Annotated in this window: 21 protein-coding genes, 2 pseudogenes and 1 riboswitch; of the genes and pseudogenes, 14 read left to right on the forward strand and 9 right to left on the reverse strand. The window is 74.3% G+C overall.

Features of this window, described 5'->3' with window-relative positions:
- The first annotated feature begins 120 nt into the window (after positions 1-120).
- Together VSR01_RS36980 and VSR01_RS36985 are read left to right on the forward strand one after the other, a co-directional pair.
- Positions 121-876: a response regulator transcription factor gene (locus tag VSR01_RS36980; RefSeq protein WP_326453332.1), complete on the forward strand. Its 756-nt coding sequence runs from the start codon at positions 121-123 to the stop codon at positions 874-876.
- A gap of 324 nt (positions 877-1,200) precedes the next feature.
- Positions 1,201-2,742: a sensor histidine kinase gene (locus VSR01_RS36985; RefSeq protein ID WP_326453333.1), complete on the forward strand. Its 1,542-nt coding sequence runs from the start codon at positions 1,201-1,203 to the stop codon at positions 2,740-2,742.
- Between the two features lie 100 nt (positions 2,743-2,842).
- Here the strand turns inward: VSR01_RS36985 and VSR01_RS36990 are convergent, their stop codons facing one another.
- Complete coding sequence (locus tag VSR01_RS36990; protein ID WP_326453334.1) at positions 2,843-4,516, reverse strand: purple acid phosphatase family protein; 1,674 nt, start codon at positions 4,514-4,516, stop codon at positions 2,843-2,845.
- A gap of 224 nt (positions 4,517-4,740) precedes the next feature.
- Here VSR01_RS36990 and VSR01_RS36995 point away from each other — a divergent pair.
- Positions 4,741-6,796, forward strand: a pseudogene (locus tag VSR01_RS36995) (phosphocholine-specific phospholipase C).
- On the opposite strand, the gene VSR01_RS37000 reads toward VSR01_RS36995, so the two are convergent.
- Positions 6,768-7,628: a helix-turn-helix domain-containing protein gene (locus VSR01_RS37000; RefSeq protein ID WP_326453335.1), complete on the reverse strand. Its 861-nt coding sequence runs from the start codon at positions 7,626-7,628 to the stop codon at positions 6,768-6,770. The pseudogene VSR01_RS36995 and the gene VSR01_RS37000 sit on opposite strands and share 29 nt — an antisense overlap.
- 122 nt (positions 7,629-7,750) lie before the next feature.
- Positions 7,751-8,704: a LysR family transcriptional regulator gene (locus VSR01_RS37005; RefSeq protein ID WP_326453336.1), complete on the reverse strand. Its 954-nt coding sequence runs from the start codon at positions 8,702-8,704 to the stop codon at positions 7,751-7,753.
- 95 nt (positions 8,705-8,799) lie between these two features.
- Between VSR01_RS37005 and VSR01_RS37010 the strand changes: the two genes are divergently transcribed.
- The 4 genes from VSR01_RS37010 (at position 8,800) to VSR01_RS37025 (ending at position 12,729) form a co-directional block, all read left to right on the forward strand.
- Positions 8,800-9,507 (forward strand): succinate dehydrogenase, encoded by a 708-nt coding sequence (locus VSR01_RS37010; protein ID WP_326453337.1) that lies wholly within the window; start codon positions 8,800-8,802, stop codon positions 9,505-9,507.
- A gap of 6 nt (positions 9,508-9,513) precedes the next feature.
- A complete protein-coding gene (locus tag VSR01_RS37015; protein ID WP_326453338.1) occupies positions 9,514-11,463 on the forward strand; it encodes a fumarate reductase/succinate dehydrogenase flavoprotein subunit in 1,950 nt (649 codons plus the stop codon).
- Entirely contained in the window at positions 11,460-12,209 is a 750-nt protein-coding gene (locus VSR01_RS37020; protein WP_326453339.1) for a succinate dehydrogenase/fumarate reductase iron-sulfur subunit, read from the forward strand. The genes VSR01_RS37015 and VSR01_RS37020 overlap by 4 nt, the downstream gene beginning before the upstream one ends.
- Before the next feature lie 151 nt (positions 12,210-12,360).
- Positions 12,361-12,729, forward strand: a complete 369-nt coding sequence (locus VSR01_RS37025) for a DUF427 domain-containing protein (protein ID WP_326453340.1) — start codon at positions 12,361-12,363, stop codon at positions 12,727-12,729.
- 43 nt (positions 12,730-12,772) lie between these two features.
- Here the strand turns inward: VSR01_RS37025 and VSR01_RS37030 are convergent, their stop codons facing one another.
- The 3 genes from VSR01_RS37030 to VSR01_RS37040 all read right to left on the reverse strand — a co-directional run bounded on the left by VSR01_RS37030 (position 12,773) and on the right by VSR01_RS37040 (position 14,771).
- The gene (locus tag VSR01_RS37030; RefSeq protein WP_326453341.1) at positions 12,773-13,609 is read right to left on the reverse strand and encodes an SAM-dependent methyltransferase; all 837 of its coding nucleotides are present in this window, start codon (positions 13,607-13,609) and stop codon (positions 12,773-12,775) included.
- A 66-nt stretch (positions 13,610-13,675) separates the two neighbouring features.
- Positions 13,676-13,906: a DUF397 domain-containing protein gene (locus VSR01_RS37035; protein ID WP_326453342.1), complete on the reverse strand. Its 231-nt coding sequence runs from the start codon at positions 13,904-13,906 to the stop codon at positions 13,676-13,678.
- Positions 13,907-13,910: 4 nt separating this feature from the next.
- Positions 13,911-14,771, reverse strand: coding sequence for a helix-turn-helix domain-containing protein (locus VSR01_RS37040; RefSeq protein WP_326453343.1), 861 nt, complete (start codon positions 14,769-14,771; stop codon positions 13,911-13,913).
- 343 nt (positions 14,772-15,114) lie between these two features.
- Between VSR01_RS37040 and VSR01_RS37045 the strand changes: the two genes are divergently transcribed.
- Positions 15,115-15,579 carry an ATP-binding protein gene (locus tag VSR01_RS37045; RefSeq protein WP_326453344.1) on the forward strand — a complete coding sequence of 155 codons (465 nt, stop codon included), beginning with the start codon at positions 15,115-15,117 and terminating at the stop codon, positions 15,577-15,579.
- A 51-nt stretch (positions 15,580-15,630) separates the two neighbouring features.
- On the opposite strand, the gene VSR01_RS37050 is transcribed toward VSR01_RS37045, so the two are convergent.
- Together VSR01_RS37050 and VSR01_RS37055 are read right to left on the reverse strand one after the other, a co-directional pair.
- On the reverse strand, positions 15,631-15,999 hold the full coding sequence (locus tag VSR01_RS37050; protein ID WP_326453345.1) for a LacI family DNA-binding transcriptional regulator: 369 nt from the start codon (positions 15,997-15,999) through the stop codon (positions 15,631-15,633).
- A gap of 77 nt (positions 16,000-16,076) precedes the next feature.
- A pseudogene (locus VSR01_RS37055) lies at positions 16,077-16,562 on the reverse strand (LacI family DNA-binding transcriptional regulator); the annotation flags it as partial.
- Between the two features lie 352 nt (positions 16,563-16,914).
- On the opposite strand from VSR01_RS37055, the gene VSR01_RS37060 reads away from it, so the two are divergent.
- Both VSR01_RS37060 and VSR01_RS37065 read left to right on the forward strand, forming a co-directional pair.
- Complete coding sequence (locus tag VSR01_RS37060) at positions 16,915-18,870, forward strand: discoidin domain-containing protein (protein ID WP_326453346.1); 1,956 nt, start codon at positions 16,915-16,917, stop codon at positions 18,868-18,870.
- Positions 18,871-18,942: 72 nt separating this feature from the next.
- Positions 18,943-19,007, forward strand: a riboswitch (guanidine-III (ykkC-III) riboswitch).
- Positions 19,008-19,035: 28 nt separating this feature from the next.
- Entirely contained in the window at positions 19,036-19,356 is a 321-nt protein-coding gene (locus VSR01_RS37065) for a DMT family transporter (protein WP_326453347.1), read from the forward strand.
- A gap of 102 nt (positions 19,357-19,458) precedes the next feature.
- On the opposite strand, the gene VSR01_RS37070 is transcribed toward VSR01_RS37065, so the two are convergent.
- A complete protein-coding gene (locus tag VSR01_RS37070) occupies positions 19,459-20,769 on the reverse strand; it encodes an MFS transporter (protein ID WP_326453348.1) in 1,311 nt (436 codons plus the stop codon).
- Between the two features lie 116 nt (positions 20,770-20,885).
- Between VSR01_RS37070 and VSR01_RS37075 the strand changes: the two genes are divergently transcribed.
- The 4 genes from VSR01_RS37075 to VSR01_RS37090 all read left to right on the forward strand — a co-directional run bounded on the left by VSR01_RS37075 (position 20,886) and on the right by VSR01_RS37090 (position 24,486).
- A complete protein-coding gene (locus VSR01_RS37075) occupies positions 20,886-22,034 on the forward strand; it encodes an inorganic phosphate transporter (protein ID WP_326453349.1) in 1,149 nt (382 codons plus the stop codon).
- Positions 22,035-22,065: 31 nt separating this feature from the next.
- Positions 22,066-22,296, forward strand: a complete 231-nt coding sequence (locus VSR01_RS37080; protein WP_326453350.1) for a hypothetical protein — start codon at positions 22,066-22,068, stop codon at positions 22,294-22,296.
- Positions 22,297-22,361: 65 nt separating this feature from the next.
- Complete coding sequence (ppk2, locus tag VSR01_RS37085) at positions 22,362-23,252, forward strand: polyphosphate kinase 2 (protein ID WP_326453999.1); 891 nt, start codon at positions 22,362-22,364, stop codon at positions 23,250-23,252.
- 7 nt (positions 23,253-23,259) lie between these two features.
- Positions 23,260-24,486, forward strand: a complete 1,227-nt coding sequence (locus VSR01_RS37090) for a P1 family peptidase (RefSeq protein WP_326453351.1) — start codon at positions 23,260-23,262, stop codon at positions 24,484-24,486.
- The last annotated feature ends 154 nt before the right edge of the window (positions 24,487-24,640 follow it).

Consider the following 24,640-nt stretch of genomic DNA (forward strand, 5'->3'; position numbering starts at 1 on the left):
CCCCAACCTCTGAACCGGCTCTGAAAAGGCCCCGAACCGGCCCGCCGGACCGGATTCACAGCCGATCCAGAGGCGGCCGCGCTCCGCGCGGGACCCGCGGGGAGCGATGCTGGAGGCACCATGGACAGCACCGCTCACCGGCCCGCCCGGCCGCCCGCCCATCCGCTCGCGCACCCCGACGGCAGACCCGTGCGCGTGCTCGTCGTCGACGACGAGCCCGACCTCGCCGAGGTCCTCGCCGGCGTCCTCGCCTACGAGGGCTGGGAGGTCCGCACCGCCGGCGACGCCGCGGCAGCGGTCGCCGAGGCCCGCGGCTTCCGGCCGGACGCCGTCGTGCTCGACGTGATGCTCCCCGACGGCGACGGCCTGTCCGTGCTGCGGGCGCTGCGCGCCGGGCAGCCGGACGTCTGCGTGCTCTTCCTCACCGCGCGCGACGCGGTCGAGGACCGCATCGCCGGGCTGACCGCGGGCGGCGACGACTACGTCACCAAGCCGTTCAGCCTGGAGGAGCTGCTGGCCCGGCTGCGCGGGCTGCTGCGCAGGGCCGGGATGACCCGGGCCCGCGACGACGCGGCGGTGCTGGAGGTGGGCGACCTGGTGATGGACGAGGACGCCCGGGAGGTCACCCGGGGCGGTGTCGCGGTCGAGCTGTCGCCGACCGAGTTCGAGCTGCTGCGGTACCTGATGCGCAATCCGCGCCGGGTGCTGAGCAAGGCGCAGATCCTGGACCGCGTCTGGTCCTACGACTTCGGCGGCCAGGCGCACATCGTCGAGCTGTACATCTCGTACCTGCGGCGCAAGGTCGACGCGGGCCGCGAGCCCATGATCCACACGGTCCGCGGCGCGGGCTACGTCCTGCGGGCGGCGCCCCGGTGACCGCCGGGGACGCGTCGCGGGAGAGGCCAGGCACGGCGCACGCGCGTGCCGGGAGCGCCTGGGCGCACCCGGAGGCAGGGGCCGGCGGGGACTGCGGCGACGACTCCGGCCGGGTCCGGGACGGCGGTCGGGATCGGGACTCCGGCCGGGATCGGGACTTCGGCCGGGACCTCGGCCGGGACCGGGGTCGGGAATCCGGCCGGGACCGGGGTGGGTACGCCCCCGCCGGAGCCGGACTCCGCGCGGGACTCCGCGTCGGAGCCCCGGCCCTCGGGCTCGACCCGGGCTCGGGCCGGGACCCCCGCCGGGGCCGGAGCGGCACGGGTGCCGGTGCCGCGCGCGCTCGTGCCGCGCGCGCTGCTGCCGCGGACCCTGCGGGCGCGGCTGACCTGCGGGCTCGTGGTGCTGCTCGCGCTCAGCTGCGCGGCCGTGGGCGTCGCGGCGGTGCTCGGGCTGCGCGCCTTCCTCACCGACCGGGTCGACCAGCAGCTGGCCGAGGCCGGCGGCCGGTTCCCCGCGAGCCTGGAGCACGCGGCGGACGCCGGCCGAGCCGGGGGCTCGGGCTCGGCGGGCACCGGCGAGGGCGGCCGGGAGCCGGACGCGGACAACGCGCACGTCGACACCCGGCGCCAGGCGCCCGGGACCTTCGGCGCGCGCCTGCTGCACGGCGGCATCACCGGCGCCGCGGTGGTCAGGGCCGGCGCGGACACCTCGGTCACGCTGTCCGCCGCCGACCGGAAGGCCATCGCCGCCCTCCCCGCCGACGGACGCTGCCGCGGCCTCCACCTGTCGGCGCTCGGCGACTACCGGGCCAGCGCGATCGCCGGGGACGACGGCGACGTGCTGGTCACCGGCATGCCGATGAGCGGCGTCGAGGACGCGGAGAAGCGGCTGATCGCGGTCGAGGCGGCGGTCTTCGGCGGCGCGCTGCTCGTCGCCGGCGCGGCCGGCGCGTTCTGGGTGCGCTGGTCGCTGCGGCCGCTGCGGCGGGTGGCCGCCACCGCGACCGCGGTGACCGCGCTGCCGCTGGACAGCGGCGAGGTCGCGCTGCCCGACCGGGTGCCGGACTCCGATCCGCGCACCGAGGTCGGCCAGGTCGGCGCCGCGCTCAACCGCATGCTCGGCCACGTCGAGGGCGCGCTGGGCAAGCGGCAGGCCAGCCAGGAGCGGCTGCGCAGCTTCGCCGCCGACGCCAGCCACGAACTGCGCACGCCCGTCGCCGCCATCCGCGGTCACGCCGAACTCGCCCTGCGCCACCCCGGCCCGGTGCCGGACGGCGTCGGCAGGTCGCTGGAGCGGATCGCCGCGGAGTCCGCCCGGATGAGCGGCATGGTCGACGACCTGCTGCTGCTCGCCCGGCTCGACGCCGGCCGCCCGCTGGCCCGCGAACCGGTCGACCTGACCCGGCTGGTGCTCGACGCGGTGGACGACGCGCGGGCGGCCGGCCCCGGTCACCGCTGGACGCTCGACCTGCCCGAGGAGCCGGTCACCGTCGACGGCGACGGCCCCCGGCTGCACCAGCTCCTCGCCAACCTGCTGGCCAACGCCCGCGTGCACACCCCGCCGGGCACCCGCGTCACCGTGCGGCTGCGCCAGGACGCGCGCGCCACCGTGCTCGCCGTCGCCGACGACGGACCGGGCATCCCCGAGCCGCTGCGCGCCACCGTCTTCCAGCGTTTCGCCCGCGACCCGCGCCGCCGCTCCGACTCCGGCGCGGGCCTGGGACTGTCCATCGTCACCGCGGTCGCCGCGGCCCACGGCGGCGAGGCGGCGCTCGCCGTCCGGCCCGGCGAGACCGCCTTCACGGTCACTCTGCCCGGCCGTGCGGCGGCCGGCCCGGAACGACCTGGGCCCGCCGCCGGCTGAGCGCCGCCGGCTGACCGCGACCGGCTGAGCGCGACCGGCGAGGCGACCCGCCGACCGGGCTCCCCGCCGACTGCGCCCCGCGGACCGGTCCCGACGCGCCTCAGCGCCGCCCGTCGGACCGCTTGCGGTGCAGCGTGAAGCGCTCGAAGACCGACAGCTCACCGTTCGGCTTGTTCACGTTGTAGTACGTGACGTGCAGCCGGGTCGTGTCGCCGGGGAAGCGGCCCGGGTCCACGGTGAACGCCGCGAAGCCGTAGGGGTGGTCGAGGTCGCGGACGCCGGTCCAGACCGCCTGCTCCCTGACGTACGTCGCCGCGCGCTTGCCGCCCGCCGGGCGGCTGTCGGCCACCGCGGTGATGACCTTGGCGGTGCCGTCCTTGAAGAAGGACTGGTTGGTGGTGCCGGAGACCCCGCCGCCGCCCAGCACCATGTGCACGGTGCCCAGTCCGGTGTCGATGTCGTCGGTGCGGGTCGAGACCGGGTTCGGGGTCAGCGTCTCGCTGCCGCCGACCACGCCGCGCACCGCCAGCGAGCGCTCGTAGTTGTGCTCGTGGCCGCAGACCACCAGGTCCACGCCGTAGCGGTCGAACAGCGGCCCGTACTTCTCGCGCAGGCCCAGGTCCGCACCGTTGGCGTCGGAGGAGCTGATCATCACCTGGTGCATCGCGACGACCACCCAGTCGACCTCGCGGTCCGCCCGCGCGGCCTTCAGCTCCCGCTCCAGGAAGGCCAGTTGACGGCCGCCGGAGTAGCCGTTGACATAGACGTCGCCGCCGTCCTGCAGGCACACGTCGTCGTTCTGCAGCACGATCACCCGCACCGAGCCCGCGGTGAACGTGTAGTACAGGCCGGCGAGTTCCGCGTCCGTCTCGGTGGACGGCAGCTCGAAGTAGGTCTGGTAGGCGCCCAGTCCGATCGGCCCGTTGCCGTTCTCGATCTCGTGGTTGCCCGCGGCCGGCATCCAGGGCCGGAAGCGGGCCGAACGCGTGTTGTTGGTGAAGAAGTTGTTCCAGGTGCGCACCCGGTCCACGTCCAGGTTGGCGTAGCACAGGTCGCCGTTGAGCAGGTGGAAGAGCGGCGCCACCGTCTCCACGCCGGTGACGATGTCCTTGGTGGCGGGCGTGGAGTTGGCGTCCAGCGTGGCGACGCCGGCCGCCGACCATGTCACCTGCGGCGCGGACTGGTCGCCGAAGCTGGTGAAGGTCAGCGGCTGCCGGCCGCGCGGCGCGGTTTTGAAGGTGCCGCTGTCCGGCGTCGCGCCGTCGTGCGAGACCAGGTAGAGGTAGTCGCTGCCCGGCCGCAGCCCGGTCAGCAGCGCGTGGTGCACGTAGACCGTGCGGCCCGAGACGCCGTCGCGGTACGTGCGGGTGCGCGCCGTGGCGCCCGAGCCCAGGCCGTGGCCGAGCGTGCCGTACAGCACCCGGGGGCGCTTGACCGGGCCGTCGGTGATCCAGGAGACGACCATCTGGGTGGACGGGTCCCTGCCGAAGGTCAGGTGCAGGCCCTGCACCGGGGGAGCCCCGGCGGCGTCGGGGGAGGGCAGGAAGGCCGGCGAGGCGGCGGGAGCGGCGGGCGAGTCGGCCGCCGCGGGCCCGGCCGCCAGCAGCGGCGCCGCGACCGCGCCGACGCCCGCGGTGCCGAGCAGGCCCACCGCGGCGCGGCGGCTCACGCCCCCGCCGTTGCCGTCGGCGCCGCGCGTGCCGTCCCCGGCTCCGCTCCCGTTTCCGTCCCCGTCCGCCGCACGGTGCTCTGGCGTCTCCAACTGTGGTTCCATGGTCGCTCCTCGGTGCCTGGGCGCGTGACGCGTGCAGGCTCCCGCCCGGCGGCCACGGGCGGGTGAACGCCGGTTTGCCGGACGGCGTCGGAAGCTCCACCGTGCGCTGTTCCCGCCGCGTACCGTCCCGCGACACGCGGTGGACACCGGGCCTTCGCCTGCGCTCGCTGACCTTGGGCGACCCTCACCGAACACCCTTCCCCAGCGGAGAGGCCAGCGCAGCCATGACCGAACTCAACCGCAGGCGCTTCCTCCAGATCGCCGGCGCCACCGCGGGCTTCACCGCCCTGTCCGGCAGCATCACCCGTGCCGCCGCCATCCCCGCCCACCGGCGCACCGGCACGCTGAAGGACGTCGAGCACATCGTCGTCCTGATGCAGGAGAACCGGTCCTTCGACCACTACTTCGGCACGCTGCGCGGCGTCCGCGGCTTCGGCGACCCCCGCCCGGTCACCCTGCCCAGCGGCAGATCGGTCTTCCACCAGCCGGACGGCGACCGCGAGGTGCTGCCGTACCGCCCGGACGCGGACGACCTGGGGCTGCAGTTCATCGAGGGTCTGAACCACGAGTGGACCGGCAGCCACGCCGCGTTCGCCGACGGCCGCTACGACCGGTGGATCGCGGCCAAGTCCGCCGGCACCATGGCGTACCTGACCCGCGACGACATCCCGTTCCACTACGCGCTCGCCGACGCCTTCACCGTGTGCGACGCCTACCACTGCTCGTTCATCGGCGGCACCGACCCCAACCGCTACTACATGTGGTCGGGCTACACCGGCAACGACGGCAAGGGCCGCGGCCCGGTGCTGGACAACTCCGAGGCGGGCTACGCCTGGACGACCTACCCCGAGCGCCTGGAGCAGGCCGGGATCTCCTGGAAGATCTACCAGGACATCGGCGACGGCCTGGACGCCGCGCACTCCTGGGGCTGGATCGAGGACGCCTACCGCGGCAACTACGGCGACAACTCCCTGCTGTACTTCGACCAGTACCGCACCGCCCGGCCCGGCGACCCGCTGTACGACAAGGCCCGCACCGGCACGAACGCCGCGGCCGGCGACGGCTTCTTCGACGTGCTGCGCGCCGACGTCAAGGCCGGCCGACTGCCCGCCGTCTCCTGGATCGCCGCGCCCGAGGCGTTCTCCGAGCACCCCAACTGGCCCGCGAACTACGGCGCCTGGTACGTCTCGCAGGTGCTCGACGCGCTCACCTCCGACCCCGAGGTGTGGAGCAGGACCGCGCTGTTCATCACCTACGACGAGAACGACGGCTACTTCGACCACGTCGTGCCGCCGTTCGCGCCGCCCGCCGCCGGCCGCGGCGGCTCCACGGTCTCCACCGAGGGCGAGATCTACCCCGGCGGCAGCACCTACGCGGCCGGTCCCTACGGCCTGGGCCAGCGGGTGCCGATGCTGGTCGTCTCGCCCTGGAGCACCGGCGGCTACGTCTGCTCCGAGGTCTTCGACCACACCTCGCTGATCCGGTTCATGGAGCGCCGCTTCGGGGTGCGCGAGCCGAACATCACGCCCTGGCGCCGCGCCGTGTGCGGCGACCTGACCTCCGCCTTCGACTTCTCGCTCGCGCACGACCGACCCGCGCGGCTGCCCGGCACCGACGGCTACCGGCCCACCGACGGCGACCGGCACGACAGTTACGTGCCGGTGCCGCCGGCGGACCAGCGGCTGCCCGCACAGGAGCGCGGCGCCCGCCCGACCCGTCCGCTGCCCTACGAACCGCTGACCGACGCGACCGTGCGGGCCGCGGACGGCGAGGTCGTCCTGACCTTCTCCGGCGGCCCCGGCGCCGGCGCCTGCTTCCACGTCACGTCGGCCAACCGCACCGACGGCCCCTGGACGTACACCACCGGGGCCGGCCACAGCATCGAGGGCAGCTGGCAGACCGCCGCCCAGCAGGGCGCCTACGACCTGACCGTGCACGGGCCGGGGGCTTCCTGCGGGCCTTCCGCGGCACCGCGCACACCGCCGGCCCGAGGTGACCGCCCGCCATCACGCCGCCACCGGGCGGGTCGAACTCACTCTGGCCAACCCCGGCCGCCGGGACGTCCGGCTCACCGTCAGCAACGCCTACGACGGCCGGCACCGCACCCTCGTGGTGCGCGCGGGCCACCGCGAGACCTACTGGGTCGAGCCGGCCAGGAGCGGCCGGTGGTACGACGTCACCGTGGTCGGCGACCACGACGCCGCCTTCGCGCGGCGGTTCGCCGGGCACGTGGAGACCGGCAGGCCCGGCGTCAGCGACCCGGCGATCGCCACGCACTGAGCGGTTCCGGCCCGGCGTCGGCCGGGCCGGCGCCCGCTCGGCTCCGCCGGCCCGCGCCGAAGCGGGCCGGCGGCACCCCCATGTGCCGGCTGAAGTGGCGGCTGAAGTGCGCCTGGTCGTAGAAGCCGACCGCCGCCGCCACCTCGGCGGGACGCGCCCCGGCCAGCAGCATCGCGCGGGCGCGGTCGATCCGCCGGCCGGTCAGGTAGGTGTGCGGCGGCAGGCCGTAGGCACGGCTGAAGCTGCGGACCAGGTGCGTCGGGTGCGCGTGCAGGATCGCCGTGGCCTCCTCCAGCGTCAGTCCGTCGGCGACCCTGGCGTCCAGCAGTTCGCGCAGCCGCGCGGCGAGCCGGTCGCCCTCCCGGCCGGGCGGCCGGGGGCGCAGCCCGTCCATCCTGGCCAGCAGCCGTTCGCGCACGAACGCCAGGCGCGACTCGGCCTCCAGCGCGTCGTCGCGGTGCGCCAGCGCGGTGTGCAGCCGGTGCACGGCCCGGCGCAGCTCCGGGTCGGCCAGCACCGGGCCCTTGACCGCGGCGCCGGCGAGGCGCTCGGGGAGCACGTCGGTGGTCAGGTACAGCACCCGCTTGTGGAAGCCGGCGGGCAACACGGTGCGCCCGTCGTGCGGCACGCCCGGCGGCAGCAGCACCACCCGGGCGGCGTCCCACGCGCCGTGCCGCCGGCGGTCCAGCGAGAAGTCGACGACGCCGTGGTCCAGGATCATCACGTCCCACGTGTCATGGGTGTGCACCGGGTAGGCGTGGTCGGTGAAGTGGGCGTGCAGCACCTCGGCGATGCCGGACACCGCGGGCCGCCAGGCCCGCACATCGGCCACGGGCCCGGTGCGCGCGGAGGACCCGGCCCGGGCCGGAGAGCCGGGCCGCGCCGCCGGTTCGGGCCGCGTCCCCGGTCCGGACCGTGCCGCCGGTCCGGACCGTGCCGCCGGCCCGGTGCGCCTCACCGCCCGGCCCCGCTTCCCGCGGGCGTGCCGCTCCCGGCCGGCGGGTGCAGCCCGCTCGCCGTCACCGCGCGCCGCGCCGCCTCCTGCACCACCTGCTGGAGCACCCGCGCGGCGCGCGGCGGCGCCACGTCGCTGCGGTGCGCCAGCGCGACGGTGCGGCGCAGCCCCGGGCGGGCGAAGGGCGTGACCCGCAAACCCTGGGCGGTCCTCGCGGCCACGGTGCTGGGCACCACGCCCAGCCCGAGCCCGGCCCGCACGAAGCCGAGCACCGCGTCCATCTCGCCGCCCTCCACCGTCAGGTACGGCTCGAAGCCGGCCGCCCGGCAGGCCGCGAGCGTCAGCTCCCGCAGGTCGTAGCCGTGCCGGAACATCACCATCGGCCGGCCCTCCAGGTCCGCGATCCGCAGCGGCGAGCGCGGCGCCGGCGTCTCGGCCGAGGAGACCGCCACCAGGTCCTCCTGGAACAGCTCGATCGTGGTCAGCGCGGGGGAGGGGCTGGGCAGCGGGAGCACCACGAGCGCCAGGTCCAGCGCGCCGCGCGCCAGCTGCCGTACCAGGTCGTGCGACCCGCCCTCCTCGATGAACAGGTGGATGCCGGGGTGCCGGCCGTGGAAGTCGCGCAGCACGTCGGGCAGCAGCCCGGTGCACAGGCTCGGCGTCGCGCCCAGGCGCACCCGGCCGCGGCGCAGCTGTGCCAGCTCCTGCACCTCGTGGCGCGCGGTGTCGGCGTCCGCCAGGATCCGGCGGGCCAGCGGCAGCAGCGCCTCGCCCGCGTCGGTCAGCGCGATGTTCCCCCGTGCCCGGCTGAACAGCTCCGCGCCCAGCTCCTTCTCCAGCGCCCTGATCTGCTGCGACAGCGACGGCTGCGAGACGTGCACCTCCTCCGCCGCACGGGTGAAGTGCCGGGCGTCGGCGACGGCCACGAAGTACGCGAGCTGCTGCAACTGCACAGCGCCAGCATAGCGCAGTGATAGCCACTGCCTATGGATACGAGCTGAACCATGTCTTGGACCACTGGACATGTCCGCGTCTACCGTCGGTGACCATGGCACTGGCAACGCGCACGGACCGACGGCCGTCGATGCCCCGGACGCTGTGGGACTCCACCGTCGGCAAGAAGACCATCATGGCGGTCAGCGGGCTGGTCATGCTGCTCTACCTGCTGGTCCACATGTTCGGCAACCTCAAGATCTTCTTCGGCCCCGGCGACTTCAACGGCTACGCGCACTGGCTGCGCACCCTCGGCGAGCCCTTCCTGCACTACGCGTGGGCGCTGTGGATCATCCGCGTGGTGCTCGTCGCGTCCGTCCTCGCGCACGGCGTCTGCGCCTACCAGCTCAGCCGCCGCGACCAGCGGGCCCGGCCGGTCGGCTACGTCCACCGCAGAGCGCGCGCCTCCTACGCCACCCGCACCATGCGCTGGGGCGGCGTGATCCTGCTGCTGTTCGTCGTCTGGCACCTGCTGGACCTGACCACCGGCACCGCCCACCCCGGCGGCTACCAGCCGGGCCACCCGTACCAGAACGTCGTGGACACCTTCTCCACCTGGTACGGCGACGCCGTCTACATCGTCGCGATGCTCGCCCTCGGCCTGCACGTGCGGCACGGCGTGTGGAGCGCCGCGCAGACCCTCGGCGCGGGCAGCCCGACCCGCGACCGGGCGCTGAGGACCGTCGCGAACGCCATCGCCCTCGTGCTGACGGCCGGCTTCATCGCCGTGCCCGTCGGCGTCATGACCGGAATCGTGAGCTGAGCCGAGATGAACGCATACACGCAGTACCGGACCGGCGAGCCGGTCGCCGACACCAAGGCGCCGCAGGGGCCGATCGCCGAGCGCTGGGACGCCCGCCGCTTCGCGGCGAAGCTGGTCAACCCCGCCAACCGCAGACGGCGCACCGTGATCGTCGTCGGCACCGGCCTGGCCGGCGGCTCGGCCGGCGCCACGCTCGCCGAACAGGGCTACCACGTCGTGCAGTTCTGCTACCAGGACTCCCCGCGCCGAGCCCACTCCATCGCCGCCCAGGGCGGCATCAACGCCGCGAAGAACTACCGCAACGACGGCGACTCGATCCACCGGCTGTTCTACGACACCGTCAAGGGCGGCGACTTCCGCGCCCGCGAGTCCAACGTGCACCGGCTGGCGCAGATCTCCGTGGAGATCATCGACCAGTGCGTGGCGCAGGGCGTGCCCTTCGCCCGCGAGTACGGCGGGCTGCTCGACACCCGCTCCTTCGGCGGCGTCCAGGTCTCCCGCACCTTCTACGCCCGCGGCCAGACCGGGCAGCAGCTGCTGCTCGGCGCCTACCAGGCGCTGTCCCGGCAGATCGCCGCAGGCGGCGTCGAGATGCACCCGCGCACCGAGATGCTCGACCTGATCGTGGTCGACGGCGCGGCCCGCGGCATCGTCGCCCGCGACCTGGTCAGTGGCGAGATCACCCCGTACTTCGCCGACGCGGTGGTGCTGGCCACCGGCGGTTACGGCAACGTCTTCCACCTGTCCACCAACGCCATGAACTCCAACGCCACCGCGATCTGGCGGGCCCACCGGCGCGGCGCCCTGTTCGCCAATCCCTGCTTCACCCAGATCCACCCCACCTGCATCCCGCGCAGCGGCGACCACCAGTCCAAGCTGACCCTGATGAGCGAGTCGCTGCGCAACGACGGCCGGATCTGGGTGCCCGCGGCCAAGGGCGACACCCGGCCGCCGGACCAGATCCCCGAGGACGAGCGCGACTACTACCTGGAGCGGATCTACCCCTCCTTCGGCAACCTCGTCCCCCGCGACATCGCCTCGCGCGCGGCCAAGAACGTCTGCGACGAGGGCCGCGGCGTCGGCCCCGGCGGCCAGGGCGTCTACCTGGACTTCGCCGACGCCATCGCCCGGATGGGCCGCAAGGCGGTGGAGGCGAAGTACGGCAACCTCTTCGAGATGTACCAGCGGATCACCGCCGAGGACCCGTACCAGGTGCCGATGCGGATCTACCCGGCCGTGCACTACACGATGGGCGGCCTGTGGGTGGACTACGACCTGCAGACCACGGTCCCCGGGCTGTTCGCGATCGGCGAGGCCAACTTCTCCGACCACGGCGCCAACCGGCTCGGCGCCTCCGCCCTCATGCAGGGCCTGGCCGACGGCTACTTCGTGCTGCCCGCGACGCTCAACGACTACCTCGCCCGCACCCCCGCGCAGCTGCCGCTGGACGCCGGGCACCCGGCGGTCGCCGAAGCCGTCGCCGACGTCGAGGACCGGCTGAACCTGCTGGTCGCCGTCGACGGCGACCGCACCGCCGACTCCTTCCACCGCGAGATCGGCGACCTGCTGTGGGAGCACTGCGGCATGGCCCGCACCGAGCAGGGACTGCGCAAGGCGCTGGAGCGCATCCCGCAGATCCGCGAGGAGTTCTGGCGGCGCGTCAAGGTGCCCGGCGGGCCGGCCGAGTTCAACCAGTCCCTGGAACGCGCCAACCGCGTCGTGGACTACCTCGAACTCGCCGAGCTGATGTGCCTGGACGCGCTGCACCGCTCCGAGTCCTGCGGTGGCCACTTCCGCGAGGAGTCCCAGACTCCCGACGGCGAGGCGGAGCGCCGCGACGAGGAGTTCAGCTACGCCGCCGCCTGGGAGTTCACCGGCACCGGCCGGGCCCCGGTGCTGCACAAGGAGGCCCTCGTCTTCACCGAAGTCCACCCCACCCAGCGGAGCTACGCATGAGGATCGCCCTGCGCGTCTGGCGCCAGCAGAACCCCGAGGCGCCCGGCGCCATGCGGGAGTACGACGTGGACGGCGTCTCGCCCGACATGTCCTTCCTGGAGATGCTCGACACCCTCAACGAGCGGCTCACCCTCGCCGGCGAGGAGCCGATCGCCTTCGACCACGACTGCCGCGAGGGCATCTGCGGCGCGTGCAGCCTGGTCATCGACGGGCAGGCGCACGGCCCCGAGCGCACCACCGCCTGCCAGCTGCACATGCGCGCCTTCCGCGACGGCGACACCATCGACGTCGAACCCTGGCGGGCCGCCGCCTTCCCGGTGGTCCGCGACCTGGTCGTGGACCGCTCCGCCTTCGACCGGATCATCCAGGCCGGCGGCTACGTCAGCGTGCCCACCGGCTCCGCGCCCGAGGCGCACGCCACCGCGGTGCCCAAGGCCGACGCCGACCGGGCCTTCGAGCACGCCGAGTGCATCGGCTGCGGCGCCTGCGTCGCGGCCTGCCCCAACGGCTCGGCGATGCTCTTCACCTCCGCCAAGGTCAACCACCTCGGCGCGCTGCCGCAGGGCGCCCCCGAACGGGAGACCCGGGTGCTCGACATGGTCGCCCGGATGGACGCCGAGGGCTTCGGCGGCTGCACCCTGGCCGGCGAGTGCGCGACCGCCTGCCCCAAGGGCATCCCGCTCACCTCCATCACGGCGATGAACAGGGAGTGGCTGCGCGCGAACCGCAAGGTCGCCCGGGACTGAGCCGCGGGAGGCGCGCGACGGCGCCGTGCCGGCCGCCCGGGGGCGCATGCCCCGGAACGGCGACCGGCGGCCGAGGCGGGGAATGCGCGGCGGCACCGGCCGGTTGACGCCGCAAGAGGAACGTGTAGGCGCAACTTCCGCGGAGGACACCATGACCCGCCCTGTCAAGACGCCCGGCCCCGACCACCCGATCACCGTCGAGCCGACCGGGGCCCGCGTCGTGGTCCGGGCCGGCGACCGCGTCATCGCCGACACCACGCGGGCGCTCTCGCTCGCGGAGTCCACGTACCCGGTCGTCCAGTACATCCCCTACGAGGACGTCGCCGAGGGCGCGCTGCGGCCCACCGACTCCCACACCTACTGCCCGTACAAGGGCGAGGCGTCCTACTACACCCTGGTGGGCCCGCAGGGCGAGACGGCCGACGCGGTGTGGACGTACGACAAGCCGTACGACGCGGTGCGCGAGATCGCCGGCCACGTCGCCTTCTACCCCCAGCACGTGGACATCGCCGTCGGCTGACCGACGGTGCGCGGCCCGGGCCCGGCGGCCCGGGCCGCGTGCGTCACGGCTTGCGGGCCACCGCGCCGATCATCGCCACGTCGGAGTCCTTGACCCGGCCCTCGGAGCCCGGCTCCGGGCGCCAGCGGTGCACCAGCACGATCCCGGGGTCGACCTGCTCCAGGCCCTCGAAGAACGGCTCGACCTGCTCGCGGGTGCGGTGCCTGGCCGGCATGCCGCGCCGGGTGTACTCCGCCACCACCCCGCCGATCTGCTCGGTGTTGGAGGCGATGGTCACCGTCGAGATGACCAGGAAACTGCCCGCGGGCAGCGGCGCCAGATACCGCCTGACCAGGTCGTACGCCTGCTGGTCGTCGGTCACGAACTGCAGCACCGCGATGATCGACAGCCCCACCGGCCGGCTCAGGTCCAGCGTCTCGCCGACCTCGGGGGACTCGAACACCGCGTCCGGGTCCCTCATGTCCGCGTGCAGGTAGGCGATCCGGCCCTCGGGGGTGCTGTTCAGCCGGGCCCCGGCGTGCGCCAGCACGATCGGGTCGTTGTCGACGTACACCACACGCGCCGCGGGGACGACGCCCTGGGCGACCTCGTGCAGGTTGGGGGAGGTGGGGATGCCGGTGCCGATGTCGAGGAACTGGTCGATGCCCTGCTCGGCCAGATACCGCACCGCGCGGTGCATGAAGGTGCGGTTCTCCCGCGCCGACAGCCGGAAACCGGGCCAGCCGGCGAGCATCTTCTCGGCGGCCTCACGGTCCGGCGGGTAGTTGTCCTTGCCGCCGAGGATGTAGTCGTACACCCGCGCCGAATGCGGGACGCTGGTGTCGATCTCCGGCGGCTGGTAACCCGCCGGCCGCCGTGTCCAGGCCATGCCGTCCGACATCTTCTCGCTCCTCCGGTTCCACTGCTGCCACTGCGACGTGCGTGAGGTTCATGACGACCACGGAGGTCAGGAGGCGGCCAGGAGGGCCTGCCCGTCCTCCCAGCCACGGGCGAACACCGCCAGCTCGGTGTGCGTGAAGATCAGCGCCGGGCCCTCGGGGTCGGTGGACTGGCGGACCGCGAAACGGCCGTCGGGCAGTTTCCTGACCTCGACGCAAGAGCCGCCGTTGCTGCCGCTCCAGGGCTTGTGCCAGCCCTCTTCGCCCAGTTCTCGAACGGCGTTGTGAATGCGGGACACGTGCTCAAAGCTCCTTACGGATTCCGGCCAGGAACGCGCCGGCGCTTCTGACCGGGAGCGCCTGCGCGCACATCCGGTCCAGGGCCTCCTGGAAATTGGTGACGTCGTCGTACTCGTCGAGATAGACGGCCCCGACCAGGTTCTCGACGTAGGCGACGTCCGAGATCTCCTCGTGCGGGAAGCGGAAGATGTGGAACGGCCCGTACATGCCCTCGTGGGCGCAGACCTCGAACGGCATGATCTGCAGCTTCACATGGGGCAGGTCCAGCAGCTCGATCAGCCGGTCCACCTGCGCCCGCAGCACCGCGGGCGGCACCATCGGCCGGCGCAGCACGGTCTCGTCCATCACCACCCACAGCTCCGGCGGCCGGGCGCCGGTCAGCAGCCGCTGCCGCTCCATCCGCAGCGCGACCCGGCGGTCCACCTCGCGCACGTTGTCGTGGACGCCGCGGCGCAGCACCGCCCGTGCGTAGTCCTCGGTCTGCAGCAGTCCGGGGATGTAGTGCGGCTCGTAGGCGCGGATCAGGCTGGCGGCCTCCTCCAGGCTCACGTAGCCGCTGAACCACGAGGGCAGGGCGTCGCGGTAGCGGTGCCACCAGCCGGGCTGGTTGGCCTCCCTGACCAGGTCCATGAAGACCCGGGCCTCGTCGTCCGGCACGCCGTACGCCTCCAGCAGCGTGCGGACGTACGGCAGCTTCCAGCGGCCGCGGGCCAGCTCCATGCGGCGGATGGTCAGCGGGGCCACGTCCAGCAGCAGCGCGGCGTCCTCGAAGGAGCGGCCCGCGGCCACCCGCAGATCGCGCAGCCGCCGCCCGAGGACCATCAGGCGGATGGTCGTGGCGTTGGCCGACTGGGCTGCGGTCACGTCCCGTCTCCTCCTCGCACGCACGTCATGGGGTGCAGTGTGCCATCGCCGTGCCCCGGGGCATATGCCCGGGCACGGTCTGGATGAAATTATCAGACCGTCTCTTGCTCTTTGTGGATGTCGGGGATCATAGTGGGTTCGTGACCGCGTTCACACACGCGTGGCAGTCGGTAGCCGGGTACTCCCGGGGGACGGGGCTCCTCCTGCGCCTCTCCTCCGGCGTCCCGAGAAAGCGCCGGCGGGTCGCGGCGTGGGGGCCCGTACCCGGGAGGGGCCCCCACGTCTTCGTGTGCGCCGCCCAGCGCAGGGGCGCGGCCCGGCACCCGTCGCAAGGACTCAGACCGTGGCACTCACCGACATGACCTTCCGGTCCACCCCGCTCTCGCGGCACCTGGCCCTGACGCTGCCGGCCGACGGCGGCTCGGTGGCCGAGGCGCGGGCGGGGGTGCGGGCCCACCTGTCCCGCACCGGCTGCGGCGCGGACCTCCAGGACACGGTGGTGCTGCTGGTCAGCGAGCTGTTCACCAACGCGCTGCGGCACACCGCGAGCACCACCATCGGCTGCGTCGTGCACGCGGGCGACGACCACGTGCGCATCGAGGTGCGGGGGCAGGGCAGCGGCAGCGGCATACTCCCCGGCCGCGGCGACGGCGACGGCCTGAGCGACCACGGCCGCGGCCTGCACATCGTCGAGACGCTCTCGCTGGCCTGGGGCGTGCACGGCGACGGCCGCGGTCACACCGTCTGGTGCCTGGTGTCCGCGGAGGACGTGCGGGACCAGCAGGACGAGCGGGACGCGCGGGACTGACGTCCGGGACCGGCCTGGAGGACCGAGGGCGGTCGTTCAGAGGACGGTCGTTCAGCGGCGCGGCGCCGGGCCGGTGGAGCCGCGCAGCACCAGGTGGGTGGCCAGCTCCACGTGCAGCGTGTCCACCGTGTGCCGGTCCAGCAACCGCATCAGCAGCGAGACCGCCATCCGACCCATCTCCTCCAGCGGCTGGCGCACCGTCGTCAGCCGCGGCACCGTGCTGCGGCTCAGGTCGATGTCGTCGAAGCCGGTGATCGACAGGTCCTCCGGCACCCGCAGCCCCCGCTCGTACGCCGCCCGCAGCGCGCCGACCGCCGCCTTGTCGTTGAAGGCGACCAGCGCGGTCGGACGCTCCGCCAGCTCCAGCAGCTCGCCCGCCGCGTCGTAACCCCAGTCCGCGGTCGGCTCGATGCTGCGCACCAGTTCGGGGAGGGGAGCACACCGGCGTCGGCGAGCGCCGAGTTGTGCCCGGCCAGCCGGGACCGGCTGGCCAGCCAGTCGCCCGGGCCGCCGATCACGCCGATCCTGCGGTGGCCCAGCTCCACCAGGTGCGCGGTGACGCTGCGCGCCGCGGTGAGGTTGGCCGCCGAGACCGAGGCGATGTCGCGGGGGAGCGGGGTGCGCGGATCGACCACCACGAACGGGAAGTCCTGCGCGCGCAGGGCCTCCAGCTCCTGCTCCGGCTCGGGCGGGACGATCAGCACCGCGCCGGCGATGCCGGGGTCGCCGGGCAGCCCCGGCAGCACCTGGATCTCCCGGGCCGCGTCGCCCGCGCTGAGCACCAGACGCCGCCCGTGCAGGTCCAGCGTCTCCGCGATGGACGAGACGATCACGCCGAAGTAGTCGGTCAGCACATACGGGCAGCGCACGTAGATCGCGCCCGCCGCGGCGCCGCGGCGGGTCGGCGGCGGGGCGCCGAGCCTGGCCACCACCCTGCGCACCAGCTCCTGCGTCTCCGGCGCGACGTGCGCGTGGCCGTTCATCACCCGCGACACGGTGGCGATGGACACCCCGGCCTCCGCGGCGATGGCCCGCACGGTCGCGCGCGGTCCCTGTGGTGCCTGCGGCCTAGGCACGTGTTACACGATTCCGTTTCATGCGCGCAGCCTAGCGGTCGGCGGGCGGTCGCGCACTGGATGTGACCGGACGCGCAGCCGCCGGACGTCGTACGGAACCCGCAGGAACCGCCACGGATATTGACAGGTGGGCCGAGCGGCGGCTTATCTGGCTCCCGCGTTGTGTTGCAGAAAAAGTTTCAGCTTGTTTCACGTGCGGGTCCGCAGCCGGCGGCCCGCGCTCCCGTGCGCCCCGCACGTCAGCACCCCGAGGAGAACCATGAGGAGACGACGCGCCATCGGCGCCGCCGCCGTCGCGACCGCCGCGCTCTGCCTGACCTGCCTGCCCGCGGCGCAGACCTCCGCCAGCACCCCGCCGGCCGCCCACGGCGCCGGGCCGGCGCCGCAGGCACAGGTGTGGGTCACCACCGCCGACGGCGCGCAGCGGCTCCAGCAGCAGCCGCCCGTCGCCTTCGCCGCCGGCGCGTCCGACCTGACCACCATCACCGTCGACCCGAACCGGCGCTACCAGAGCGTCGACGGCTTCGGCGGCGCGCTCACCGACTCCTCGGCCGCCGTGCTCTCCTCGCTGCCGTCCCAGGCCCGCGACGCGGCGATGAAGCAGCTGTTCGACCCCCGGCAGGGCATCGGCGTCTCCTTCCTGCGCCAGCCGGTCGGCTCCTCGGACTTCACCGCCGCGACCGCGCACTACACCTACGACGACGTGCCCGCCGGCCAGACCGACTTCGGCCTGAAGCACTTCAGCATCGCCCACGACCAGGCGCAGATCCTGCCGCTGCTGCGCCGCGCCGAGCAGCTCAACCCGCGGCTGACCGTGCTGGCCACGCCCTGGAGCCCGCCGGCCTGGATGAAGGACTCCGGCTCCCTGGTCGGCGGCCACCTCAAGGACGATCCCGCGGTCTACCAGGCGTACGCCCGCTACCTGGTGAAGTTCGTGCAGGCGTACGCCGCGGCCGGCGTGCGGGTGGACTACCTGACGGTCCAGAACGAGCCGCAGAACCGCAAGCCCAACGCCTACCCCGGCACCGACCTGCCGGTCCGCCAGGAGGCCGCCGTCATCGAGGCGCTCGGACCGCTGCTGCACCGCGCCAGCCCGCACACCAAGATCCTTGCCTACGACCACAACTGGACCACCCACCCCGACGACGTCAAGACCGCGCAGCAGCTCGGCGAGGACCCCGAGACCGACTACCCGTACCAGGTGCTGGACGGGCCGGCCGCCCGGTGGGTCGCCGGCACCGCCTACCACTGCTACGCCGGCGACCCCAGCGCCCAGAGCGCCCTGCACGACGCGCACCCCGACAAGGGCATCTGGTTCACCGAGTGCTCCGGCTCGCACGGCGCGACCGACACCCCCGACCAGATCTTCCGCGGCACCCTGACCTGGCACGCCCGCACCATCACCGTGGGCACCACCCGCAACTGGGCCAAGTCCGTCGCGGACTGGAACCTCGCGCTCGACCCCTCCGGCGGTCCGCACAACGGCGGCTGCGACACCTGCACGGCGTTCCTGACGGTGCGCCCCGACGGCACGGTCACCCAGAACGCGGAGTTCTACACCATCGGCCACCTCTCGAAGTTCGTGGAGCCCGGCGCCGTCCGCATCGCCAGCACCAACTACGGCACCACCGGCTGGAACGGCCAGCTCACCGACGTGGCCTTCCGCAACCCCGACGGCTCCACCGCGCTGGTGGTGCACAACGAGAACGACGCGCCGCGGTCCTTCGCCGTCGCCGTGGGCGACCGGAGCTTCGCCTACACCCTGCCCGGCGGCGCACTGGCCACCTTCACCTGGCCCGGCAGCCCGGCGCTGACCAGCCCGCTGCACGCCGTGCCGCTGACCGGGGCCACCGTCACCGCCTCGCCGGCCGGCCAGGGCGCGCCGGGGCTCGCGGCCGACGACGACGGCAGCACCCGCTGGACCAGCGGCGCCGCCCAGAGCCCCGGCCAGTACCTCCAGCTCGACCTCGGCCGGCGCACCGCGTTCCGCCGGGTCGCCGTCGACAGCGGCGACAACCTCGGCGACTACGCCCGCGGCTGGCAGGTCTCCCTGAGCGACGACGGCACGCACTGGCGGACCGCCGCGAGCGGCCCGGGCACCGGCCAGCTCACCACCGTCGACCTGCGGCCCACCGCCGCGCGCTACGTCCGTGTCACCCAGACCGGCACGGCCGGCAACTGGTGGAGCGTCGCCGACGTCCGCCTCTACCGCTGAGCCGGGACCGGGGGGCGGGGCTCAGCGGTACAGGCGGACCCCGCCCCCTCGGCCGGACCAAGCGTCCGCCGCGCTTTGCTACGGTGGAGGGAACCCGACGAGCGCGTCGTACCGGGACCCTGAAAAGACGGCGCACCCCCGTAACCGATCAACGGAGGTGCCGCCATGGCATGGGTCCTCGTCGTCGCCGCTGGCCTGCTCGAGGTCGTCTGGTCCGTCGGCATGAAGTACACCGAAGGCTTCACCCGCCTGTGGCCGAGCCTTCTCACCGGCGCCGGCATCGCCGGCAGCATGCTGCTCCTGGCCCAGGCCGCCAGGACGCTGCCCATCGGCACCGCCTACGGCGTCTGGGTGGGCATGGGCGCGGCCGGCGCGGCGATCGTCGGCATGGCACTGCTCGGTGAGCCGCTGAGCGTCGCGCGCGTCTTCTTCGTCGTCCTGCTGGTGGTCGCCGTCGTCGGCCTGAAGGCGACCTCGGGCCGCTGATCCGCCGTGCCGCTGATCCCCGGGCCACTGATCCTCCGGCGGGCCGCCGGGGGATCAGTGGCCCGGCCCGGGGGCTGCGGCGACCGGCCCCGCCCCCGCCCCTCACCGCCCCGCCTCACCGCCGGCCGGCTCCACGTCCGGTCCCGCCGCTCCCGCGGCGGCGACCGGCGCGCCGACGGGCCCGGCGGCCGGTTCCCGCGCCCGCAGCGTACGCACCTGCGGGGCCAGCAACGCCCCCGCGGAGGCGAGCACGATCAGCGCCGCGCACACCAGCAACATCCGGCCCGTCCCCCACGCCGCCGCCGCGGGCCCGGCCACGAGCAGCCCCAGCGGGGCGAACGCCAGCGAGCCGAACCAGTCGTAGGAGCTGACCCGCGACAGCGCCTCCTCCGGCACCTCGCGCTGCACCGTGGTCGACCACAGCACGGCGAAGACGTCGGAGGACACGCCCGAGACGAACATCGCCGCCGCCACCGGCCACACCGGCGCCCCCGCGCCGAGCAGGGCGATCGGCAGCGCGGACGGCACGGTCGCCAGCACCGCCACCAGAACCGGCCGCCGCACCCGCACCCGCGCCGCGAGCCCGGCGCCCGCGATCGCGCCGAGCGCCTGCGCCGCCACGATCACCGACCAGGCCCGCGCGCCGCCGAGCCCCTGGTCGGCGGCCAGCGGGCCGAGCACCCCCGCGTTGGCGTTGAGCGCCGCGACGACCACCGTGTACTGCGCGACGACCGCCCACAGCCACTGCCGGGAGGCGAACTCCCGCCACCCTTCGCGCAGATCCGCCCACCCCGAGGACCGCGCCCGGGGCCGCCCGCCGACCGCCAGCAGCGACGTCAGCACGGCGCTCAGCACGAACGACGCGGCGTTCAGGGCCAGCGCCCAGCCCGCGCCGAGCCACGCCACCGTCACCCCCGACAGCGCCAGGCCCAGCAGCAGCGAGACGTTGGTGCCCACCCGCAGCAGCCCGTTGGCCTGCTGCAGCCGCTCGGCGGGCACCACCAGCGGCACCACACCGTCCATGGCGGGCGCGAAGAGCGCCGTCGCGGTGCCCGCCGCCACCGCGAGCAGGCACATCGCCGGCAGCGGAGCGTGGTGCGCCAGCACCATCGCGGCCAGCCCCGCGTACGCCGCCGCGCCCACGACATCGGCCGTCGCCATCAGCCGCGAGCGCGACATCCGGTCCGCGATCACGCCGCCCACCAGCACGAACGCCAGCTGCGGCACCGCCTGGCAGGCCAGCACCAGCGACAGCCGGCCGGGGCCCGCGCCGGGGAGGGCCAGGACGGCGAAGGCCAGCGCGACGCGGGCGAAGCCGTTGCCGAGCACCGAGACCACGCGCGCCGTCGCGAGGAGGACGAAGTCCCGTCGGCGCCACAGCGGTACGGCGGGGATCGAGAGCGCGGTCGTCACGGTGCCGCACTCTACGGGCGGGCGCCACGCGATGCGCGCGATTCCGTCGCCGCTCGCGTACCGCGCCTTCACCGCCGCGTCCTCGGGCGTACGCCTGGCGCTGCTTGGGTGGGGTGATGGACCACATCACCTTCCTTGTGGCAATGGTCATCGTCACGGCCCTGGCCTTCGACTTCACGAACGGCTTCCATGACACCGCGAACGCGATGGCGACCTCCATCGCCACCGGCGCACTGCGGCCGAAAATCGCCGTGGCGGTCAGCGGGGTGCTGAACCTGGCCGGCGCGTTCATGTCCACCGAGGTCGCCAAGACCGTCTCCGGCGGCATCGTCGACGACTCGCTGGTGACCCCCGGCATGATCTTCGCCGGGCTGGTCGGCGCGATCATGTGGAATCTGATGACATGGCTGCTCGGACTGCCGTCGAGCTCCTCGCACGCGCTGTTCGGCGGGCTGATCGGCGCGGTGTGGGTGGGCGCCGGGCGGCACGGCGTGCACTTCGACAAGGTGGTCGAGAAGATCCTGATCCCCGCCGTCGCCTCGCCGGTCGTGGCCGGCGTCGCGGCGCTGATCGCCACCTACCTCGCCTACCGGATCACCCAGCGGGCCGAGTCGGACACCGTCTCCAAGGGATTCAGGGCCGGGCAGATCGCCTCCGCGTCGCTGGTCTCCCTCGCCCACGGCACCAACGACGCGCAGAAGACGATGGGCGTGATCACCCTCGCGCTGATCTCCTGCGGCGCGCTCGGCCACGACGCCGACCCGCCGGTGTGGGTCATCCTGACCGCCGGGCTGGCCATCGCGCTCGGCACCTACATCGGCGGCTGGCGGATCATCAGGACGATGGGCAAGGGTCTGGTGGACATCGAGTCCCCGCAGGGCTTCGCCGCCGAGTCCGCGTCCACCGCGGTCATCCTGACCTCCGCCAACCTCGGCTTCGCCCTGTCGACCACCCAGGTGTGCTCCGGCGGCATCCTCGGCGCGGGCGTCGGCCGCCGGCTTGCCGAGGTCCGCTGGGGCACCGCCGGCCAGATGGCGCTGGCCTGGCTGGTGACGCTGCCCGCGGCCGCCGCCGTCGGCGCGGTCGCCGCCGGCGTCGTGGTGCACGGCGGCACCACCGGGATCGTGCTGATCGCGCTGGCCGCCGCGGCCGTCGCCCTGGTCATCGTGGCGCTGTCCCGGCGGAACCCGGTGCACGCGGACAACGTGAACAACAGCCCGGTCACCGAAGTCCGCGCGCCTGCTGCTGCCGGCGCGGGCGCCTGACCTGACAGACGCAGCGAACTGGGAGAACCTGATGGACGTGAAGTGGGGAAACCTCGCCGAGGTGGCCGGCGTCAGCGTCGGCGCCACGGTGGGCGTCGTGGTGGTCTTCGCGCTCGGCGTGTGGGCGCTGGCCGACCGCCAGGAAGCGCGGGAGCAGGGCTCCGAAGGCTCGGTCCAGCTCGTCGGCGCCGGCGCGTGCTTCCTGGTGTGCGCGTGCGCCGTGCTCTACGGGCTGTACCTGATCATCCCCCAGTTCCACTGAGCACGGCGGAAGGCGGGAGACGACAGGTGACCACCGACAACGGCGCCGGAGCACTGCTGTCCGGCATGCGCGTCGACTACTCCGACCACGACGACCCGGTCCTGATCCGCCCCGACGGCACCGCCGTCGACACCTGGCGGGAGAACTACCCGTACGACACGCGCATGCAGCGCCCCGAGTACGAACTGCACAAGCGCATGCAGCAGATCGAGCTGCTGAAGCTGCAGAGCTGGGTCAAGGAGACCGGACAGCGCATCGTCATCGTCTTCGAGGGGCGCGACGCGGCCGGCAAGGGCGGCACCATCAAACGCTTCGTGGAGCACCTGAACCCGCGCGGCGCGCGCGTGGTCGCGCTGGAGAAGCCCACCGAGCGCGAGAGCGGCCAGTGGTACTTCCAGCGCTACGTCGCGCATCTGCCCACGGCGGGGGAGATCGTCATGTTCGACCGGTCCTGGTACAACCGGGCCGGCGTCGAGCGCGTGATGGGCTTCTGCACCGACGAGGAGTACCGCCGCTTCGTCCGGCAGGCGCCGCTGTTCGAGCGGATGCTCGTCGACGACGGGATCCACCTGGTGAAATTCTGGTTCTCGGTGTCCCGCGACGAGCAGCGCACCCGGTTCACCATCCGCCAGGTCGACCCGGTCCGGCAGTGGAAGCTCAGCCCGATGGACCTGGCGTCGCTGGACCGGTGGGACGACTACACGCGGGCGAAGGTCGCGATGTTCCGGGAGACCGACACCGCGTACGCGCCCTGGACGGTGGTCAAGAGCAACGACAAGAAGCGGGCCCGGGTGGAGGCCATGCGCAGCGTGCTGGCCCGCTTCGACTACACCGACCGCGACGACGAGGTGGTCGGCACCCCCGACCCGCTGATCGTCGGCGCCGCGGCCACGCTGCTGGAGGCCGGCGAGGACGAGGAGCACCGCGGCGGCGGCGCGGGCGATCCCGCGCGATGATCGGTGCATGGACCAGGGCGGACGCGGACATGGCAGCGGATCTGACAACGGGCCTGGGAACGGCCCCGGACCCGGCGCCGGACCCGGGCCCGCGAACGGGCTGGGCGACGTCGCCGGCCTGCGGGTCGGGCACGCGCAGCGCGTCGGCGGCGGCTGGCTGAGCGGCGTCACGGTGGTGCTCGCGCCCGAGGGCGGCGCGGTGACCGCCGTCGACGTGCGCGGCGGCGGCCCCGGCACCCGGGAGACCGACGCGCTGGACCCGCGCAACCTCGTGCAGCGCGTCGAGGCGGTGGTGCTCGCCGGCGGCAGCGCCTTCGGGCTCGACGCGGCGTCCGGTGTGGCGGCGTGGCTGGAGGAGCACGGGCGCGGCTTCCCGGTGGGCGGCCCCGGCAGAGTGGTGCCGGTGGTGCCGGCCGCCGCGCTGTTCGACCTCGGCCGCGGCGGCGACTGGCACGCCCGGCCCGACGCCGCGATGGGCCGCGCCGCGATCGAGGCCGCGGCGGCTGCGCGGCCCGGCGAGCCGGTCGGCCAGGGCTGCGTCGGAGCGGGAACGGGCGCGGTCGCCGGCGGCCTCAAGAGCGGCGTCGGCACGGCGAGCACGGTGCTGCCCTCGGGCGCCACGGTCGCGGCGCTCGCGGTCGTCAACGCGGCGGGCTCGGCCGTCGACCCGGACACCGGGGCGCTGTGGGGCGCGCGGCCGGCGTGGGCGGACGAGTTCGGCCTCGACGGCGCGCCGCTGCCGGCGCCGGCGCTGTCCCGGGCGCGGCGCCTGATCGCGGCCGAGGCGGAGGCCGCCGCCGAGGCGGCAGCTGGATACGGGGACGAAGCAGGCAGCACTGGGGCCGGCCCGTTCCACACCACCCTCGCGGTCGTCGCGACCGACGCCGCGCTCAGCCGCGCCCAGGCGCAGAAGCTCGCCGGCGGCGCGCACGACGGGCTCGCCCGCGCGGTGCGCCCGGCGCACCTGCTGTCCGACGGCGACACGGTCTTCGCGATGGCCACCTGCGCCCGCCCGCTGCTGCCGCCGGGTTCGGCCGGGGACGCCGCGGCGGACCCGGCGTTCGGGGTCCACCGGGAGGCCGGCGCGCTCGATCTGCTTCTCGCGGCCGGAGCCGACGTGCTCACCCGGGCCGTACTGCACGCGGTCCTCCGCGCGCAGAGCGTCGAGACGCCCGCGGGCCGCTTCCTCTCCTACCGCGACCTGTACCGGCCGCACGGTCCGGCGCCCCGCTGAGCCGTGGGGCCCGCCACCGCCCCCGCCGGTGGGCGCCCGCGCCGGCCGGCACCTGGCGGTGCGGGCCGAGAAGGCGCAGGCGGGGAGGCTCCGGCGCCACCTGAGTGGCCGTCACCGCGACGACGTGACGTCCGGCCTCGCCCGGCGTTGATGC

Source organism: Actinacidiphila sp. DG2A-62 (genome assembly GCF_035825295.1).
Classification (GTDB): domain Bacteria; phylum Actinomycetota; class Actinomycetes; order Streptomycetales; family Streptomycetaceae; genus Actinacidiphila.